The 16,673-nt window shown below is 68.2% G+C and carries 16 protein-coding genes and 1 pseudogene; 9 read left to right on the top strand and 8 right to left on the bottom strand.

Features of this window, described 5'->3' with window-relative positions:
* Window positions 1-55: 55 nt before the first annotated feature.
* From J3U95_RS09845 to J3U95_RS09825, 5 genes are read left to right on the top strand one after another with little or no spacing between them, the layout of a single operon-like run.
* Window positions 56-1,441 (top strand): alpha/beta hydrolase, encoded by a 1,386-nt coding sequence (locus tag J3U95_RS09845; protein ID WP_208278416.1) that lies wholly within the window; start codon window positions 56-58, stop codon window positions 1,439-1,441.
* Window positions 1,442-1,451: 10 nt separating this feature from the next.
* Window positions 1,452-2,186: an ABC transporter ATP-binding protein gene (locus tag J3U95_RS09840; RefSeq protein WP_208278415.1), complete on the top strand. Its 735-nt coding sequence runs from the start codon at window positions 1,452-1,454 to the stop codon at window positions 2,184-2,186.
* Window positions 2,183-3,361: an ABC transporter permease gene (locus J3U95_RS09835; protein ID WP_208278414.1), complete on the top strand. Its 1,179-nt coding sequence runs from the start codon at window positions 2,183-2,185 to the stop codon at window positions 3,359-3,361. Before J3U95_RS09840 ends, J3U95_RS09835 begins: the two co-directional genes overlap by 4 nt.
* Entirely contained in the window at window positions 3,361-3,873 is a 513-nt protein-coding gene (locus J3U95_RS09830) for an RNA polymerase sigma factor (RefSeq protein WP_208278413.1), read from the top strand. The genes J3U95_RS09835 and J3U95_RS09830 overlap by 1 nt, the downstream gene beginning before the upstream one ends.
* Entirely contained in the window at window positions 3,870-4,472 is a 603-nt protein-coding gene (locus tag J3U95_RS09825; protein ID WP_208278412.1) for a hypothetical protein, read from the top strand. Before J3U95_RS09830 ends, J3U95_RS09825 begins: the two co-directional genes overlap by 4 nt.
* On the opposite strand, the gene J3U95_RS09820 is transcribed toward J3U95_RS09825, so the two are convergent.
* Genes J3U95_RS09820 through J3U95_RS09810 form a run of 3 tightly spaced genes read right to left on the bottom strand, consistent with a single transcriptional unit; the run spans window position 4,462 to window position 6,416 of the window.
* The gene (locus J3U95_RS09820; protein WP_208278411.1) at window positions 4,462-4,974 is read right to left on the bottom strand and encodes a TPM domain-containing protein; all 513 of its coding nucleotides are present in this window, start codon (window positions 4,972-4,974) and stop codon (window positions 4,462-4,464) included. The genes J3U95_RS09825 and J3U95_RS09820 overlap by 11 nt on opposite strands.
* Window positions 4,974-5,798 carry a TPM domain-containing protein gene (locus J3U95_RS09815; protein ID WP_208278410.1) on the bottom strand — a complete coding sequence of 275 codons (825 nt, stop codon included), beginning with the start codon at window positions 5,796-5,798 and terminating at the stop codon, window positions 4,974-4,976. Before J3U95_RS09815 ends, J3U95_RS09820 begins: the two co-directional genes overlap by 1 nt.
* Before the next feature lie 6 nt (window positions 5,799-5,804).
* Entirely contained in the window at window positions 5,805-6,416 is a 612-nt protein-coding gene (locus J3U95_RS09810; RefSeq protein ID WP_005668788.1) for a LemA family protein, read from the bottom strand.
* A gap of 149 nt (window positions 6,417-6,565) precedes the next feature.
* Between J3U95_RS09810 and pyrF the strand changes: the two genes are divergently transcribed.
* Complete coding sequence (gene pyrF / locus J3U95_RS09805; RefSeq protein ID WP_208278409.1) at window positions 6,566-7,390, top strand: orotidine-5'-phosphate decarboxylase; 825 nt, start codon at window positions 6,566-6,568, stop codon at window positions 7,388-7,390.
* 43 nt (window positions 7,391-7,433) lie between these two features.
* Here pyrF and sbcB read toward each other — a convergent pair whose 3' ends face one another.
* Both sbcB and J3U95_RS09795 read right to left on the bottom strand, forming a co-directional pair.
* On the bottom strand, window positions 7,434-8,879 hold the full coding sequence (sbcB, locus tag J3U95_RS09800; RefSeq protein ID WP_208278408.1) for an exodeoxyribonuclease I: 1,446 nt from the start codon (window positions 8,877-8,879) through the stop codon (window positions 7,434-7,436).
* Between the two features lie 85 nt (window positions 8,880-8,964).
* On the bottom strand, window positions 8,965-9,927 hold the full coding sequence (locus J3U95_RS09795; RefSeq protein WP_208278407.1) for a GGDEF domain-containing protein: 963 nt from the start codon (window positions 9,925-9,927) through the stop codon (window positions 8,965-8,967).
* A gap of 114 nt (window positions 9,928-10,041) precedes the next feature.
* Here J3U95_RS09795 and J3U95_RS09790 point away from each other — a divergent pair, with 114 nt between their 5' ends.
* Entirely contained in the window at window positions 10,042-10,854 is an 813-nt protein-coding gene (locus J3U95_RS09790) for a helical backbone metal receptor (protein ID WP_208278406.1), read from the top strand.
* Window positions 10,855-10,906: 52 nt separating this feature from the next.
* Here the strand turns inward: J3U95_RS09790 and J3U95_RS09785 are convergent, their stop codons facing one another.
* Window positions 10,907-11,284, bottom strand: coding sequence for an HPF/RaiA family ribosome-associated protein (locus J3U95_RS09785; RefSeq protein WP_208278405.1), 378 nt, complete (start codon window positions 11,282-11,284; stop codon window positions 10,907-10,909).
* 310 nt (window positions 11,285-11,594) lie between these two features.
* Between J3U95_RS09785 and J3U95_RS09780 the strand changes: the two are divergent.
* A pseudogene (locus J3U95_RS09780) lies at window positions 11,595-13,216 on the top strand (methyl-accepting chemotaxis protein).
* Window positions 13,217-13,221: 5 nt separating this feature from the next.
* Here the strand turns inward: J3U95_RS09780 and J3U95_RS09775 are convergent.
* Both J3U95_RS09775 and J3U95_RS09770 read right to left on the bottom strand, forming a co-directional pair.
* A complete protein-coding gene (locus tag J3U95_RS09775) occupies window positions 13,222-14,469 on the bottom strand; it encodes an MFS transporter (protein ID WP_208278404.1) in 1,248 nt (415 codons plus the stop codon).
* Window positions 14,470-14,545: 76 nt separating this feature from the next.
* Window positions 14,546-15,574: a CDP-6-deoxy-delta-3,4-glucoseen reductase gene (locus J3U95_RS09770; RefSeq protein ID WP_208278403.1), complete on the bottom strand. Its 1,029-nt coding sequence runs from the start codon at window positions 15,572-15,574 to the stop codon at window positions 14,546-14,548.
* 153 nt (window positions 15,575-15,727) lie between these two features.
* On the opposite strand from J3U95_RS09770, the gene J3U95_RS09765 reads away from it, so the two are divergent.
* Entirely contained in the window at window positions 15,728-16,627 is a 900-nt protein-coding gene (locus J3U95_RS09765; RefSeq protein ID WP_208278402.1) for an NAD(P)H-binding protein, read from the top strand.
* Window positions 16,628-16,673: the final 46 nt, after the last annotated feature.

Here is a 16,673-nt window from a genome sequence, read left to right as displayed (position 1 = left end):
AGTTTTTCGCGCCGCGCGCGACTAAGCCGGTATCTCCACCACAACGAGAACAAAAATGACCCGCAAGCATCTCGCCCTTGCCTGGACCCTGTTCCTGGCGATGCTGCTGTATTCCAGCCTGGCCGCCGCCCTCGAACCCTGCCACCTGCCGCACTTCCCCGAGCGGGTCGAGTGCGGCACGCTGGAGGTGCCGGAAGACCGCGCCAAGCCGGCCGGCCGCCGCATCACGATTCACTTCGCCCGCATCAAGGCCACCGCGAAGCCGGCGGCGCCGGACCCGCTGCTGGTGCTGGCCGGCGGTCCCGGCCAGGCCGCGATGGATTACGGGCCGCTCCTGGCCACGGCCTTCCGTGAAGCGCGCAAGCGCCGTGACATCCTCCTGGTCGACCAGCGCGGCACCGGCAGGTCGAACCCGCTGCGCTGCCCGATGCCGGAACAGGCGATCGCGCAGGGCGACACGGCCGCTGCACAAGCCAGCCTGCGCGCCTGCCTGGCCGGACTCGAGGCCGATCCGCGCCACTTCCATACCGAAGCCGCGCTGGCCGATTTCGAGGACTTGCGGCGCGCGCTTGGCTACCGCCAGTTCAGCTTGTGGGGCGGCTCGTACGGCACCCGCACCGCGCTGATGTATGCGCGGCGTTACCCCGGCAGCGTGCGCGGCATGGTGCTCGATTCGGTGGCGCCGCCCAATGCCCGCATCCTGCTGTCGTCGCGCCACAGCCAGGCCGCGCTCGAGCGCCTGCTGGCCGACTGCGCCGCCGACGGGGCCTGCGCCAGGGCTTTCCCGAACCTGGCGCGCGAGCTCGATACGGTGCTTGCGCTGCCGGCGGTCGGGCCGCACCAGGGCGAGGCGGTGGCGCAGCTGGTGCGCGGCGCCATGTATACCGGCCAGCATGCCAGCGTGCTGCCGTTCGCGATCCACGCCGCCGCAGGCGGCAGGCCGCAGCCGCTGCTCGGCCTGTACGATGCGCTGTCCGCCTGGAGCATGGAGGGCATGACCTTCGGCCAGACCCTGTCGGTGCTGTGCGCCGAAGAAGCGCCGTTCATCGACGCCGCCGCGATGCGGGCCGATGGCGCCGGCAGCCGATTCGGCGACGCCTATGCCAGGAGCTGGCGCGACTGGTGCTCGGTGTGGCCGGCCGCCACGCCGGCCGTTGACGCGACCCGCGCCGTCGTCTCGGACGTCCCGACCCTGCTGCTGGCGGGCGGCCTCGATCCGGTCACGCCGCCGGAAAACGCCCACCTGGCGGCCCGCACCCTGCGCCACAGCCGGGTGCTGGTGGCCGCCGGCGCCGGCCATACCTTCAGCGGCGCCGGCTGCGCGCCGCGCCTGATCGCCGCCTTCCTCGAGCATGCCATTCCTTCCGCCGTGGATGGCGCATGCCTGGCGGCGATTCGCCGTCCCCCGTTCGTGCTGGCCGACGGCCAGCCCACCCTGTGAGGAGCGCACCGTGATCGTCGTGAACCATATCAGCAAGCGTTTCAAGACCTTGCAGGCCCTGGACGAGGTCAGCTTCACGGCCCGCCCCGGCACCATCACCGCGCTGCTCGGCCCCAACGGCGCCGGCAAGTCGACCTGCCTGCGCATCCTGTATGGCCTGCTGGCGCCGGACAGCGGCAGGGTCGCCATCGACGGCATCGACGTGACGCGCGCGCCGCTCGCCGCGCGGCGCCGGCTCGGCATCGTCACCGACGAATTCGGGCTCTATGAGCGGCTCACGCCGCGCGACCACCTGCGCTACTTCGGCCGCCTGCACGGCATGCGCGGCGCCATGCTCGAACGCGCCATCGAGCGTGTGGTCCAGGAAGTGGGACTGGAAGCCGAAGCGGGGCGCGCCTGCAAGGGATTTTCGGCCGGCCAGCGCATCAAGGTGGCGCTGGCGCGCGCCTTGCTGCATGATCCTGCCGTGCTGGTGCTGGACGAGCCGACGCGCGGCCTGGACGTGATGAGCACGCGCGCCGTGCGCGAGGCCTTGATGCGGGCGCGTTCGCGTGGCGCGGCGGTGCTGCTGTCGACCCACGTGATGCAGGAAGCGGCCCAGTTGTGCGACCAGGTGGTGGTGCTGGCCGCGGGCCGGGTGCGCTTTGCGGGGACGACGCCGGCGCTGCTGGCGCAGACCGGCGGGAGCAGCCTGGAACAGGCATTCGTCGAAGTGATCGGCAGCGATGAGGGGATTGCGGCATGAGAGTTAACCAATTCGTACAAGACTTGTGGATCGTGGTCTCGAAAGAAATGATGGACGCCGTGCGCGACCGCCGCTCGATGATGGCTGGCCTGCTGTTCGCGCTGCTCGGCCCCTTCGTGCTGGCGGGCGTGCTCAAGGCGCTGATCGCGTCCGAGATCGATGCCGGCGGCAGGGCCCTGCACCTGGTCGGCGCCGCCCACGCGCCGGGACTCGTGCGTCACCTGGAAGCCGCCGGGGTCACGCTCCAGGCGAGCGAGGAGAAGCCGGAAACCCTGCTCGCGCGCTCGCCCGGCGCCGTCGTGCTCGAGGTGCCGGCGCAGGCCCCGCGCGAGCTGGCGCGGGGACGCGCGGCCACGCTGGCCCTGTGGGCCGACATGTCCAACGATGACGCAAGGCGCCAGGCCCAGCGCGTGCAAGCCCTGGTGAACGCCTATGGCGCCCAGCTGTCGGGACAGCGCCTGCTGGGCGCCGGCGTGGCGCCGGATCATGCCGGCGCCCTGCGTCTCGATCTGCGCGACATGGGCGGGCAGGGCGGCCGTACGGCGCTGGTGCTGGGCGCCCTGCCGCTGTTCTGGCTGCTCGGCCTGTTCGTCGGCGGCTCGCACGTGGCGCTGGACGCGACCGGCGGCGAACGCGAACGGCGCTCGCTCGAGGCTTTGTTGGCGCAACCGGTGGCGCCGGGCACGCTGTTCATCGGCAAATGGCTGACCGCTTCGCTGTTCGGCTATGCGAGCGGGGCCGCCGCGCTGCTGCTCTCGGTGCTGGCCCTCGAGCGCCTGCCGCTGTACGAAGTGGGCATCGCCTTCGCGCCGGACGGGGCGATGCTGGCGCAGATGCTGCTCATCCTGCTGCCGCTGGCGCTGCTGGTGGGCGCCCTGCAATGCGTGGTGGCGCTGCACGCCCGCACCCACAAGGAAGGCCAGATCTACCTGAACCTGCTGCAACTGGCGCCGATGCTGCTGCTGGTGGAAGAGATCGGGGCCGCGTCCCCGCCCGCCGCCCACCTGCTGCCGATGCTCAGCCAGCACGCGCACCTGGGCGCGCTGGTGAGCGGAGGGGCGCCGGCGCCGCAGTTGCTGGCCCTGTCGGTGGCCGGCTGCATCGGCGCCGCCGCCTTGCTGATCGCCTTCGGCAGCCGGCGCCTGCGCAGCGAACACTTCGTGTTCGGCCTGTGATGGCAGGCTCGCAGGATATCGGGTTCAAGCGCGAATTCAAGCGTTTGATGGCCGAGCATGGCGGCATGCTGGTGCGCTTTGCCGCCAGCTTCGAGCGCAACCGCCATGCGCGCGAAGACCTGGTGCAGGACATCATGCTCGCGGTGTGGCAGGCCTTGCCGGCCTTTCGCGGCGAATCGAGCCTCAAGACCTATGTGGTCGGCGTCGCGCACCGGCGCTGCGCCAGCCACGTGATGCGCGCGGCGGCGCAGCCGCAGCACGAGGAGCTCGACGAGGAATGGGCCGACGAACAACCGGGGCCGGAAACCCTGGCGCGCCTGAACCAGCAGCAGCAACGCCTGCTGGCGGCATTGCGCCAGCTGCCGGTCGGGCAGCGCCAGCTGGTGCTGCTGGCGCTCGAAGGCATGTCCTATGAAGAGATCGCGCAGCTGCTCGGGATCTCGGTGAATAATGTCGGTGTGCGCCTGAACCGCGCCAAGGCTGCGCTCAAGGAAAGGCTGGAGGAACGATGAACGATGCGGATGAATGGGCCAGGCTGCAAGATGCCTGGGGCGCGGATGCGCCGGCTGCTCCGCCGCTGCCGGACGTGACGGCGATGATCGCCCGCGCGCGGCGCCAGCGCCACCTGATCATATGGACGATTGCCGGAGAATGGGCGCTGGCGGCCGTGGCGATCGGGATGATGGCCGCGCGTTGGCCGCTGCCGAACACCAACGGCATCCTGTGGCCATGGATGGTGTTCTATGTGCTGTTGATGTGTTTCGTCATGGTCAGCTATACCTGGACCCGCCTTCAGGCCTTGCAGGAACCAACCGGCACCAGCCTGCGCGACTGGCTGGATTTGCGGCGCCGCCGGGCGCTGCTCGGGCTGCGGCTGGCGCGTCTGACGCGCTGGACGACCTTCGCCATGCTGCCGGCGCCGGTCGTGCCCTGGCTGACGGCGCGGGATGCCTGGAATGCGGCCTGGAGCTCGGTGGTCGTGACCCTGATCCTGGCCGGCGGCTGGATCTGGGCGCGCCGCAAGACACGCCGGATGACGGCCGAAATCGCCGACGTCGACGCGCTGGCGCGCGAATGGCTGGACGAGCAGGACGGGACGACTACAGCATGAGCGGCCGGTCCGGCAGTTCGTTAGGCCGCTCGCCGCTGGACGGGAAGTGCTGGCGCAGCAGCTCGTTGACCTGGCTGACCGCCGCCAGGGTCGCCTCATGGAAGCTGCCCTGCCTGAAACCCTCGGTCATGGTGCGGCATACGGCCTGCCAGGTGGCGGCGTCGATCTTGCGGTCGATGCCGCGGTCGGCCACGATGTCGATCTTGTGCTCGGCCAGGTTCACGTAGATCAGTACCCCGCAATTGTCTTCGGTGTCCCATACGCCATAGTCGGCGAACAGGGCGATCGCGCGCTGGCGGTTGGTGACGCCTTCCCAGGCCGCTTCGAACGGCAGGGCTTTCTCGACGATCAGGCGCACTTCGCCGCGGTGGGTCTGTTCGCCCAGGTCGATCGCCTCGGCGATCGCGTCCAGGGTCGTGTCGGGGAAGGCCTGTTTCGCCTCGCTGGCGCTGCTCTTCCAGTGGCGCCAGGCGCGGCGCATCTTGTGTGTGATCGATCCCATTACCAGTCTCCCGAGGCGCCGCCGCCGTCGAAGCTGCCGCCGCCGCCCGAAAAGCCGCCGCCGCCGAAGCCACCGCCGCTGCTGCCGAAACCGCCGCCGCCGCCGCGGCTCATATTGCCGATGATGTTGCCGAGGACGAAGCCGGTGGTGGCGCTGCCCCAGTGCGACTGGCCGCGGCGCGTGCCGATCGTGCGGCCGCGCGGCCGGAACACCGAGCGCAGCATGGAGGCGCCGATGATGATCAGGAAGATCGCCCACAAGGGGAAACCACCGTCGCCCGCCGCCTGGCGCTGCTGCTGTTGCGGAGGCGGCGCCGGGAAAGCTTCCTGGTTGAGCAGGGTGGCGATGGCGCCGACGCCGGCGACCAGGCCCTCGTAATAGTGCTCTTGCCGGAAGTGCGGCGCGATCACGTCCTGCAGGATGCGCTTCGATTGGGCGTCGGTCAGCACGCCCTGCACGCCGCGCCCGGCCTCGATGCGCAGGCGGCGCAGCGACGATGGATTGTCGCGCGCCACCAGCAGCAGCACGCCGTCGTCGACGCCCTTGCGGCCCAGCTGCCAGGCATCGGTGACGCGGATGCTGTACTGCTCGATCGCTTCGGGCTCGGTCGACTTCACCAGCAGCACGGCGATCTGGCTGCCGGTCTTGGCCTCGTAGTCGGCCAGCACCGCTTCCAGGCGCTGGCGCTGGGCCGCGTCGAGCATGCCGGCCTGGTCGGTGACGCGCGCGGTCAGCTTCGGCACCGGCTGCAGCTGTGCGAGGGCCGGCGCGCCGGTGAGCAGCGCGAGCAGTAGGATGCAGAAGAAACGCGACAGTGCGGTCATGCCGGCTTACTTGCCGAAGTCGACCGTCGGCGCGGTCGAGATCGCCTTTTCGTTCTCGACGGTGAACGAGGGCTTGGTGTCGTAGCCGAACACCATCGCCGTCAAGTTCTTGGGGAACTGACGCACGGTCACGTTGTAATCCTGGACCGAGGCGATATAGCGCTGGCGCGCCACGGTGATGCGGTTTTCCGTGCCTTCCAGCTGCGACTGCAGGTCGCGGAAGCTCGTGTCGGCCTTCAGGTCGGGGTATTTTTCCGAGACCATCATCAGGCGCGACAGGGCGCCCGACAGTTCGCCCTGCACCTGCTGGAACTTCTGGAAGGCCTCGGGGTTGTTCAGCACCTCGGGCGTGATCTGGAAGCTGGTGGCCTGGGCGCGGGCGCGGGTCACTGCTTCGAGCGTGGCGCTTTCATGCGAGGCGTAGCCCTTGACGGTGTTGACCAGGTTCGGGATCAGGTCGGCGCGACGCTGGTACTGGTTCACCACCTCGCTCCATGCCGCCTTGGTGGCCTCGTCCTTGGTCTGGAATTCGTTGTAGCCGCAGCCGGACAGCAGGGCGCCGGCCAGGACTGCGCCGCCGAGGAGACGGGTCCAACGGAAGAAGAAGGAATGGGTCATGATGTTGTTTGTGTGTACAAGTTGTCGAATGATCAAAATATACCTGAAACAGGCACGCTTGGGCGTCCGGCCGGGCGCCAATTGGCGGCGATGGACTGCCGGCGGGTACAATAGTGGGTTTGCATTTACAAAGATACAAGGGGCTAGAGGTGAATTTCATCAACAAACTTTCCGCCGCATGGGCCCGTAACGATTCGCTGCTGTGCGTCGGCCTCGACCCGGACCTGGCGCGCCTGCCGGCCCATTTGCAGGGCCAGCCGGACGCCATCGTCCAGTTCTGCAAGGCCATCATCGACGCCACCGCCGACCTGGCCTGCGCCTTCAAGCCGCAGATCGCCTATTTCGCCGCCCTCGGCGCGGAAGACCAGCTGGAAGAAATCTGCGCCTACCTGCGCGCTACCTACCCGCACATCCCGCTGGTGATGGACGCCAAGCGCGGCGACATCGGCGCCACCGCGCACCAGTACGCGCGCGAAGCCTACGAGCGCTATGGCGCCGACGCGGTGACGGTCAGCCCCTACATGGGCTTCGATTCGGTCGAGCCGTATATGGAATGGCCGGACCGCGGCGTGATCGTGCTGTGCCGCACCTCGAACGCGGGCGGTTCCGACCTGCAGTTCCTGGACGTGGGCGGCCGTCCGCTGTACCAGCACGTGGCCCAGCTGGTCGCCGACAAATGGAACCGCAACGGCCAGTGCGCGCTGGTGGTGGGAGCGACCTTCCCGGACGAGATCGCGCAGGTGCGCAAGCTGGTGGGCGATATGCCGCTCTTGATCCCGGGCGTGGGCGCCCAGGGCGGCGACGTCGAGGCGACCGTCAAGGCGGGCCGCACGGCGGATGGCGCGGGCATGATGATCAATTCGTCGCGTGCGATCCTGTATGCGACGCCGCAGGAAGGTGAAGATTTCGCCGCTGCGGCGCGGCGCGTGGCGCGCGAGACGCGCGATGCGATCAACGCGCATCGCCACGGTTGATCCGGTGGCGTGAACGGCGTTGCCGTCCACGCCACGATGATTTTCAGTATCGATCCGGCGCGATCGACTCCGCGTAGTCGTACAGCGCGCCCAGGATCTCCTCGGCGCGCTCGTCCGCCGTCTCCGACAAGGCATCGATCTCGGTAAACAGCTGGTCCACCGTGCGCGCCCCATGCGCGCCCTCGAACAGCCGCGCCGCCCGGTGCGCTTCCCACAGTTGCTGCTCATCTTCCGACAAGGTATGCGGGAAGTTGCGCGCGCGGTAGCGGAACAATAGTTCGTTGAGACGCTCGTCCTCGAAGCTGACGCGCCGCGCCAGCGCCTCGGGCTTCTGCATGCGCAGGGATTCGAGCTGGCGGCGGTCGTCGCGGCTGACGAAACCGCCGTACAGGTCTTCGTCGACGTCCACCGCTTCACCCGTGCCGGGTTTGGCCAGCACCTGGGCCCAGATCGCCCGCATGTCCGGCCCGCCGGCCGCCAGCGCGGCGTGCGCGCGGCCGCGCTCCAGGTCGATGTCCCAGCGCGTGGCCAGGTCGGGCCGCAGCGTCTTGAGGTTCCCGACCAGCATCGGCGATTTGTTCAGGTGCACGCTCTTGATCGGCAGCCGGGTCACGCCCTCGGGCAGCTCACTGGCGCGGGTAAACATGCGGGTGCGGATGGTGTCGGCGTCGAGCGCGAACAGTTCGGACGGGTCGTGGCGGCAATCCCAGACCAGCACCTCGTTCTTGTTGGTCGGATGCTGGGCCAGCGGATAGACCAGGCCCAGGCAGCCGTATTCGACCGGGAACATGCCGGACACGTGCAGGAAAGGCTGGCGCTGGCCCGGGTCGAGGTGCAGGCCGATCTCGGTCGCGACCCGGTCCTTGCGGCGCAGCTCGAGGCAGAAGTCGAACAGGCGCGGCTGCTTGGCGCGGATCAGGCGCGCCAGCGCGATGGTGGCGCGCACGTCGGACAGCGCATCGTGCGCCGCCTCGTGGGCCAGGCCGTTGGCGGCGCTCAGGTGTTCCAGCTTGAAGCTCGGCTTGCCGTCTTCGCGGGTCGGCCATTCGATGCCTTCCGGGCGCAGCGCGTACACCATGCGCACCACGTCGAGCAGGTCCCAGCGGCCGCAGTTGTGCTGCCACTCGCGCGCATACGGATCGATCAGGTTGCGCCAGAACAGGAAGCGGGTCACCTCGTCGTCGAAGCGGATCGTGTTGTAGCCGACGCCGATCGTGCCCGGCTCGCTGAAGGCGGCTTCGATCTGGCGCGCGAATTCGTGTTCGGGCACGCCCCGTTCGAGGCAGTGCTGCGGCGTGATGCCGGTGATCAGGCAGGATTGCGGGTCGGGCAGGAAGTCGTTGGCCGGCTGGCAGTACAGCATGATCGGCTCGCCGATCTCGTTGAGGTCGGCGTCGGTGCGGATCGCTGCGAACTGGGCCGGGCGGTCGCGGCGCGGCACCGCGCCGAAGGTTTCATAGTCGTGCCAGAGGAAGGTATGCGTGCTCATGTGTTGTTATAAAGGCTGCCGTCGCGGCGTCAACCGGCATGGTGGCACATCCGCGCGGATCAGTCACGGCCGGCGGCAAGCGAGCTCAAGCGCAGACGCGGTCCCGTCCCGCCTCCTTGGCGCGGTACAGGGCGGCGTCGGCCGCCGCCATCAGGCTGCGCTCGTCGCCGCCGGGAGTCAGGCTGGCCACGCCGAAGGAACCGGTCAGGTGCGGCAGCGGCAGGCGCATGTCGGGGAACACGACGGCCAGGCGCAGGCGCCGGCACAGGCGTTCGGCCACGCCAGTCGCCATTTCCGGCGTGGTGTCGGGCAGCACGGCCAGCATCTCTTCGCCGCCGTAGCGCACCGCGAAGTCGGACGGGCGCAGCGCGCCGCGGATCACGCTCGCGGCCGCGGCCAGCGCGGCGTCGCCGGCGATGTGGCCGTGGGTGTCGTTGAAGCGCTTGAAGTGGTCGAGGTCGATCATCACGAGCGACAGCGGGCTGCCGTCGTTGGCCGCGCGCGCGGCCAGCTTGGGCAGCATCTCGTTGAGCCAGGCGCGGTTGTACAGGCCGGTGAGCGGGTCGTTGAGCGAGAGCTGGCGGTAGAATTCGCCCAGCTTCTGGCGCCGCCGCAGCAGGGCGTTGGTGGCGCGGATGCGGAAGGACAGCAGGCGCAGCAGGTTACGCGCCAGCACGCCGGAACGTTCGATCAGTGTCCACACCATGTCGGACTCGATCACCAGCAGTTCGGTGTCCTCGAGCGCCGTCATCGCCGCCAGGTTCAGCGCGTCGTCCAGCACCGCCTGTTCGCCCACGCTCTCGCCCGGCAGGATGCGGCTGGTGTTGCCCTCGTCGCCGGCATGGGCGTCGGGTGCGATCTCGAGCGCGCCCGACAGGACGATGTACAGGCGCGCCTGGCCGCCATCGTCGATGCGGCGGCCGCGCGCCATGCGCACGACGGCGCAGCCGGCCACCATCGCGGCGATGGCCGGGTCGGTCTCGTCGCGAAACAGGTGCAGGTCGCGTAGCGTCGTACGGGAAGCACCGAAGGTGCCGATGTGTTCCAAGTGGGGCCTCGAGCGAATCGCGTAAGGTTGAGTCCTTACAGCGGTGAAATGATAGCCTATCGGACCTGGAATGCGTATTCGGCGCTCCTTAAACAACAATGGTGACATGGCGGCATGACTGATTCTGACAATTCGCTCTTCGATGCGCTTGGGCACGCGCATCGGCCGGCCCTGGACGCGCGCATCGTGTCGCTGGTGCCGTCGATCACCGAGCTGCTGTGCGACCTCGGCCTGGCGCCGCAGCTGGTCGGCCGCACCGGCTTTTGCATCCACCCGAAGGCGGTGGTGGCGGACATCCCCAAGGTGGGCGGCACCAAGGACGTCAACCTCGAGAAGATCCGCAAGCTGGCGCCGACCCACGTCGTGGTCAATATCGACGAGAACGAAAAGCCGACCGTCGACGCGCTGGCCCAGTTCGTGCCGCACGTGGTGGTCACGCATCCGCTGGTCCCCGAGGACAACCTGGCGCTGGCGCGGCTGATGGGCGGCATCTTCGGCGCCCGGGAGCAGGCCGCGTCCTGGTGCGCGGACTTCGAGGATGAACTGGCGCGGCTGCGCGCACTGGCGCGCGGTCCCGCACGCACGGTCCTGTACTGCATCTGGCAAGACCCGTGGATGAGCGTGTCGAAGGACACGTATATCGCGGCCATGCTGGCCGAACTGGGCTGGCGCGTGCCCGGGCTGGGGGCGGCGCGCTATCCCCGTTTCGACTGGTCCGAAGCCCTGGTGGACGGGCTCGACGCCGTGCTGCTGTCGACCGAACCCTACCGCTTCACCGAGGCCCATGCGGACGCGCTGGAAAAGCAGATCGGGATCCCCGTGCTGCTGGTCGATGGCGAGATGATGTCGTGGTATGGAAGCCGGGCCCTGGCGGGCCTGCGCTATCTGCGCGAAGTGAAGGCAATGCTGGAAGGAAGCGCAGGCTGAAGTGCAGGCTGAAGTGCAGGCCCGGACGGGCCTGCACTTCATTGGGTCACGATCACATATCCGTCAGGTGCTTGTCGGCGGTGGGATCTTCGGTGTGCGTGATCGAGGCGGCGCGCTGCTTGTCCTGCAGACGGCCGATCGCGCTGTCGAGGGCGCGCGCCAGCTTGCCGCCGGCGTTGTTGATGGCCTGGTGCAGGTCGGTGGCGTGCTCGTGGATGACGATCGGCGCGATGCCGCTCAGGCGTGCTTCGAGCATGCACGAATTGCCGCCGTCTGCCTTCTTCTCCTTGTTCTCATTACTCAAGTGAACGTCAACGCGGTTGACCTGGTCGCCAAAACGACCGATGGAGGTGCGCACGACTTCCTGCACGTGCTCGTCCAGACCCTGATGCTTGTTGATGGTGTTGTCGGTATTTACATTGATCTGCATGGATGGCTCCTGTAAGTCGTTACGGCTTCATCTTACACCTCCCGCGAATTTCGCCGCGCCCGACCTGTTAGCGTCTTGCTAATGCCACTCTGGTATCAATGTTGCTGAATTGCCACATAGAAATTGTTTACTCGTTTTGTAGGAGCAGTCCTACTAGAATTGCCCTCAACCGCCAATTCTATCGAATTGTTTCATCTAAAAGTTCGAAAGTCACAAGATTCGAAAAGGTTGCGGGTGTAAAAACCGATAAAAACACGCTGACGCCTCCGCGTTACACGGCCGATGCAATGACAGGAACGGGAATAACAAGATGCAATTGAAGCAACTGAAAATCGGCCAGCGCCTGGCGCTCGCCTTCGGCCTGGTACTTGTGCTGTTGGCTGTCGTGTTGGCCACCGGCGTGCAGAAACTGAGCGCCATGAACGATTTGCTGGTCAAGGTCGTCGAAGTGAACAATGCGCGCATCGATGCCGCCAGCACCATGCGCGACAACCTGCGCCGGATCTCGATCGCCGTGCGCGACATGACGATCATTTCGGACGAAGCCCAGATGCAGGAACAGTCGACCGCGATCGCCAAGGCGCGCGAAGCCTACGAGGTCGGCGCCAAAGCGCTGGACGGATCGATCACTTCCGAAGAGGGCAGGGCCCAGCTGGCCAATACCGCCGCGGCCGCCGCCAAGGTGCTGCCGCTGATCGCCAAGGGCGAAGCGCTGGCGCGGCAAAACGACCTCGAGGCCGGTCGGGATTTCCTGCGCGAAGAGTTCGTGCCCGCCATGCGCGGCTGGACCACCTCGATCGACGACATCATCACCCTGCAGAGCACGCGCAATAATGAAGACCAGGCGCGTGGACGCGACGCCTATGCGCAGGCGCGCGTGTTGATGTTCACCGTCGGCGGCATCGCCCTGATTGCGGCGGTCGCCATCGCCTGGCTGATTACCCGTTCGATTACCCGCCCGCTGAACCGGGCCGTGGAAGTCGCGCGCACCGTCGCCGCAGGTGACCTCTCCAGCCACATCGAGGTCACCTCGCTCGACGAGACCGGCCAGCTGCTGGGCGCGCTGAAAGACATGAACACCAACCTGCGCGACATCGTCAGCCAGGTGCGCGAAGGCACCGACACCATCGCCACCGCGTCGGACGAGATCGCGGTGGGCAACCTCGACCTGTCGAGCCGCACCGAGCAGCAGGCCAGCTCGCTGGAAGAAACCGCCTCGTCGATGGAAGAACTGACCTCGACCGTCAAGCAGAATGCCGAACACGCACGCCAGGCCAACGGCCTGCGCGCTCGGCCTCCGACGTCGCCACCCGCGGCGGCGCCGTGGTGTCCGACGTGGTCGAGACCATGGGCGCGATCCACGCGTCGGCCAGCAAGATCGTCGACATCATCTCGGTGATCGACGGCATCGCCTTCCAGACCAATATCCTGGCGCTGAACGCGGCGGTGGAAGCGGCGCGCGCCGGCGAGCAGGGCCGCGGCTTCGCCGTGGTGGCGAGCGAGGTGCGCAGCCTGGCCCAGCGTTCGGCCAGCGCGGCCAAGGAAATCAAGACCCTGATCGACGATTCGGTGAACAAGGTCGACGAAGGCAGCCGCCTGGTGACCCAGGCCGGCGCGACGATGGACGAGATCGTGGTGAGCGTCAAGCGCGTCACCGACATCATGGGCGAGATCACGGTCGCCAGCCACGAGCAGGAAAACGGCATCGAGCAGATCAACCACGCGGTCACCGAGATGGATGCGGTTACGCAGCAGAACGCGGCCCTGGTCGAGGAAGCGGCGGCTGCTGCCCAGTCGCTGAAGGAACAGTCGGCGCGCCTGGCCGAGACGGTCAGCGTGTTCAACCTGGGCACCGGCCAGCGCAATGCCGGCGCGGCCCGTCCGGCGTCGGCTGCGTCGGCATCGCAGCAGCGCGCGCTGGCGGTGGCCTGAAGGGCTTAGCTCCCGCGCTCTTTCTCGTGGTGCGGAAAGCGGTCCATCCTTGACAGCACGGGGAACAGCACCGCCCACAGCCCGGTGACCACCAGCGTGGCGACGCCGCCCAGCAGGATGGCGCGCGTCAGGCCCAGCCAGCCGGCGGTGACGCCGGATTCGAATTCGCCCAGCTCGTTCGAGGCGCCGATGAACACCGAGTTCACGGCGCTGACCCGGCCGCGGATCTCGTCCGGGGTTTCGTACTGCACCAGCAGGTGGCGGATGTAGACGCTGACCATGTCGCCCACGCCGAGCAGGAACAGGGCGGCCAGCGCGACCGGGAAGCTGTCGGTCAGGCCGAGCAGGATCACGCACACGCCGTACAGCGCGACGCCGCCGAACATCCAGGCGCCGACCCGGCGTGTGATCGGGAACATCGCGAGGGTGATCGAGCACAGGGCGGCGCCGACGCCGGGCGCGGTGCGCAGGAAGCCGAGGCCGGTGGGGCCGGCGCCCAGGATGTCGTGGGCGTAGGCCGGCAGCAGGGCGGTGGCGCCGCCGAACAGCACCGCGAACAGGTCGAGCGAGATGGCGCCCAGCACGATCGGGCGCGAGCGCACGAAGCGCAGGCCCTCGAGCAGGGTGTGCCAGCTGACCGGCGCCTTGTTGATGATCTGCTGGATGCTGCGCGTGTTCGTCATCAGGAGCACCGCCAGCGCCAGCAGGCTGGCGGACGTCATGTGCACGACCTGCGCACCGAACACGTACAGCAGGCCGCCGACGATCGGCCCCAGGATCATCGCCACGTGCATGGTCGAAGAGCCGAGCGCCACCGCCTGGCTGAATTCGCGGTCGGGCACCAGGTTCTTGAGCACCGCCTGCGACGCCGGCATCATGAAGGCGCGCGCGCTGCCGAACACCACCAGGATCGCGAACACCGGCCACACGACCGTGCTGCCGCTGGCGGTAAACGCGATCAGCAGCGCGCTGCACAGCAGCTGCACCGCCATGCAGGCCATGACGATCAGGCGCCGGTTATGGCGGTCGGCCACGTGGCCGGCCCACAGGATGAACAGCAGGAATGGCGCGAATTGCGCCAGGCCGATCAGGCCGAGGTCGAACAGGCTGCCGGTGATCTGGTACACCTGCCACCCGATCGCCACGCTCTGCATCTGGACGGCGAAGGTGGCGAGGAAGCGCGCCGAGAGATAGAAGGCGAGATTGCGGTTGCGCAGGACGCCGAGGCGGCCGGAGGGAGACAGCAGGGACATGGATTGTTCGGGGCGACGGGAGAACCCGTCATTGTGCCCGAAGATGCGGCGCCGCGTTGGCGCCGCCAGCGGCGGATCAACCGCCCGCCAGGTCCGCTTCGGTGGTGAACGAATCGGCGAAGAACTCGTCTTCCGGCAGGCCGCACAAGGCCGTGTAGTCGCGGCGCGCCGAATCGACCATGACCGGTGCGCCGCAGGCGTACACCTGGTGTCCCGACAGGTCGATGATGTCCTGCATGACCGCCGCGTGCACGAAGCCGGTGCGGCCGGTCCAGGCATCCTCGGGCAGCGCGTCAGAAATCACCGGCACGTAGGTGAAGTCGGGCAGCGTGGTTTCCCAGGCGCGGCACAGCTCGTCCATGTACAGGTCTTGCGGGCGGCGGCCGCCCCAGTACAAGCGTACGGGACGGGTCGACTTCAGGTGCATCAGGTGCTCGACCAGGGCCTTGACCGGGGCGAAGCCGGTGCCCGAGGCCAGCAGCACGATCGGCTTGCTTGACTCTTCGCGCAGGAAGAAGGTGCCCAGCGGGCCCTCGAAGCGCAGGATGTCGCGCTCCTTCATGGCGCCGAACACGTGGTCGGTGAACAGGCCGCCCGGCAGATGCCGGATGTGCAGCTCGAGCGGGCCTTCGAACGACGGCGCATTGGCGATCGAGTAGGCGCGGCGCTTGCCGTCCTTGAGCAGGAATTCGATGTACTGGCCGGCACGGTAGGCCAGCAGCTCGTTGGCCGGCAGCTGCAGGTTGACGATCGCGACGTCGGGCGCGGCGCGGCGGATGGCGGCGATCCGGGTCGGCATCTTGCGCAGTGGGTAGTCCGAGCTGCCGCCCACTTCGCGCGCCTCGATCACCAGGTCGCTGCCCGGCACGGCGCAGCAGAACAGCGACATGCCGCCGGTCTTCTCGATGTCGGACAGCGCGCGCTGCTGGTGCGGCTTGTGCTCCACCGCGCCATCGAGCACCTTGCCCTTGCACGAGCCGCAGGCGCCGTTCTTGCAGCCATAGGGCAGGCCGATGCCGGCGCGGATGGCCGCGGAAAGGACGGTTTCATCGGCTTCGCAAGTAAACTGGCTGCCGCTGGGCTGGACGGTGATCTGGAAGGTCATGCGATTCAAGGGTTGGCGCGCGAGCGCAAGTGTTTGATCCAATGGCGGTTTTGTTGCAACTGGGCGCTATTCTACACCGGCCCCGGTTTTGCCGGGCGCCGGCCCTGCCGCTGTGCTACAGTGCCGCGATCCGCACCCACCGCGCCCGAACCCATGCCAGACCGATCCTCCTTCGCCCGTCCCCGCCTGCTCATCGTCGGTTGCGGCGACGTCGGCATGCGCCTGCTGCCGCTGCTGGCCGCGAAATACCGTGTGTTCGCCCTGACCAGCCAGCCCGAGCGCCGCGCCGAGCTGCGCGCGCTGGGCGCGGTGCCGGTGGTGGCGGACCTGGACCGCCCCGCGACCCTGGCGCGCCTGCGGCGGCTGGCGCCGTGGGTGCTGCACCTGGCGCCGCCGCAGCCGGATGGCGAGCACGATCTGCGCACGCGCCGCCTGGCGGCGGCGCTGGGAAAAGTCGAACGCATGGTGTACGTGAGCACGAGCGGCGTGTACGGCGATTGCGGTGGCGCGCTGGTCCATGAACATCGTCGGGTAGCGCCGCGCAATGCGCGCGCGCGGCGGCGCGTGGACGCCGAGCGCGTACTGCGCGCCTGGGCCCTGGCCACCGGCGCGTCGCTGGCCATCCTGCGCGTGCCGGGCATCTATGCCGACGACCGCCTGCCGCTGCGCCGGCTGGAGCAGGGCACGCCGGCGCTGCGCGCCGAGGACGACGTCTACACCAGCCACGTGCACGCCGACGACCTGGCGCGCATCGTGCTGGCGGCTTTGCTGCGCGGACGGCCCGGGCGCGTGGTGCATGCGGTCGACCGCACGCGCATGAAGATGGCCGATTATTTCGATGCCGTGGCCGACGCCTTCGGCATGAACCGCCCGCCGCGACTGGCGCGCGCCGAACTGCAAACGGCGGTGTCGCCGATGCTGCTGTCGTTCATGTCGGAATCGCGACAGCTGGACGACACGCGCCTGAGGCGCGAACTGCGGGTGCGTTTGCGCCATCCCGACGTGGCCACGACGCTGGCGCGCCTGCGCCCGGGCCTCATGACGCCCCCATGAGATCAGCTCATGGAATAGTAAACATTATTTATCGACTATCTGTATA

The sequence above is a fragment of the Massilia oculi genome, assembly GCF_017582745.1.
In the GTDB taxonomy this organism is placed as follows: Bacteria; Pseudomonadota; Gammaproteobacteria; order Burkholderiales; family Burkholderiaceae_D; genus Telluria; species Telluria oculi_A.
This window is presented reverse-complemented; position numbering and strand designations above follow the sequence as displayed.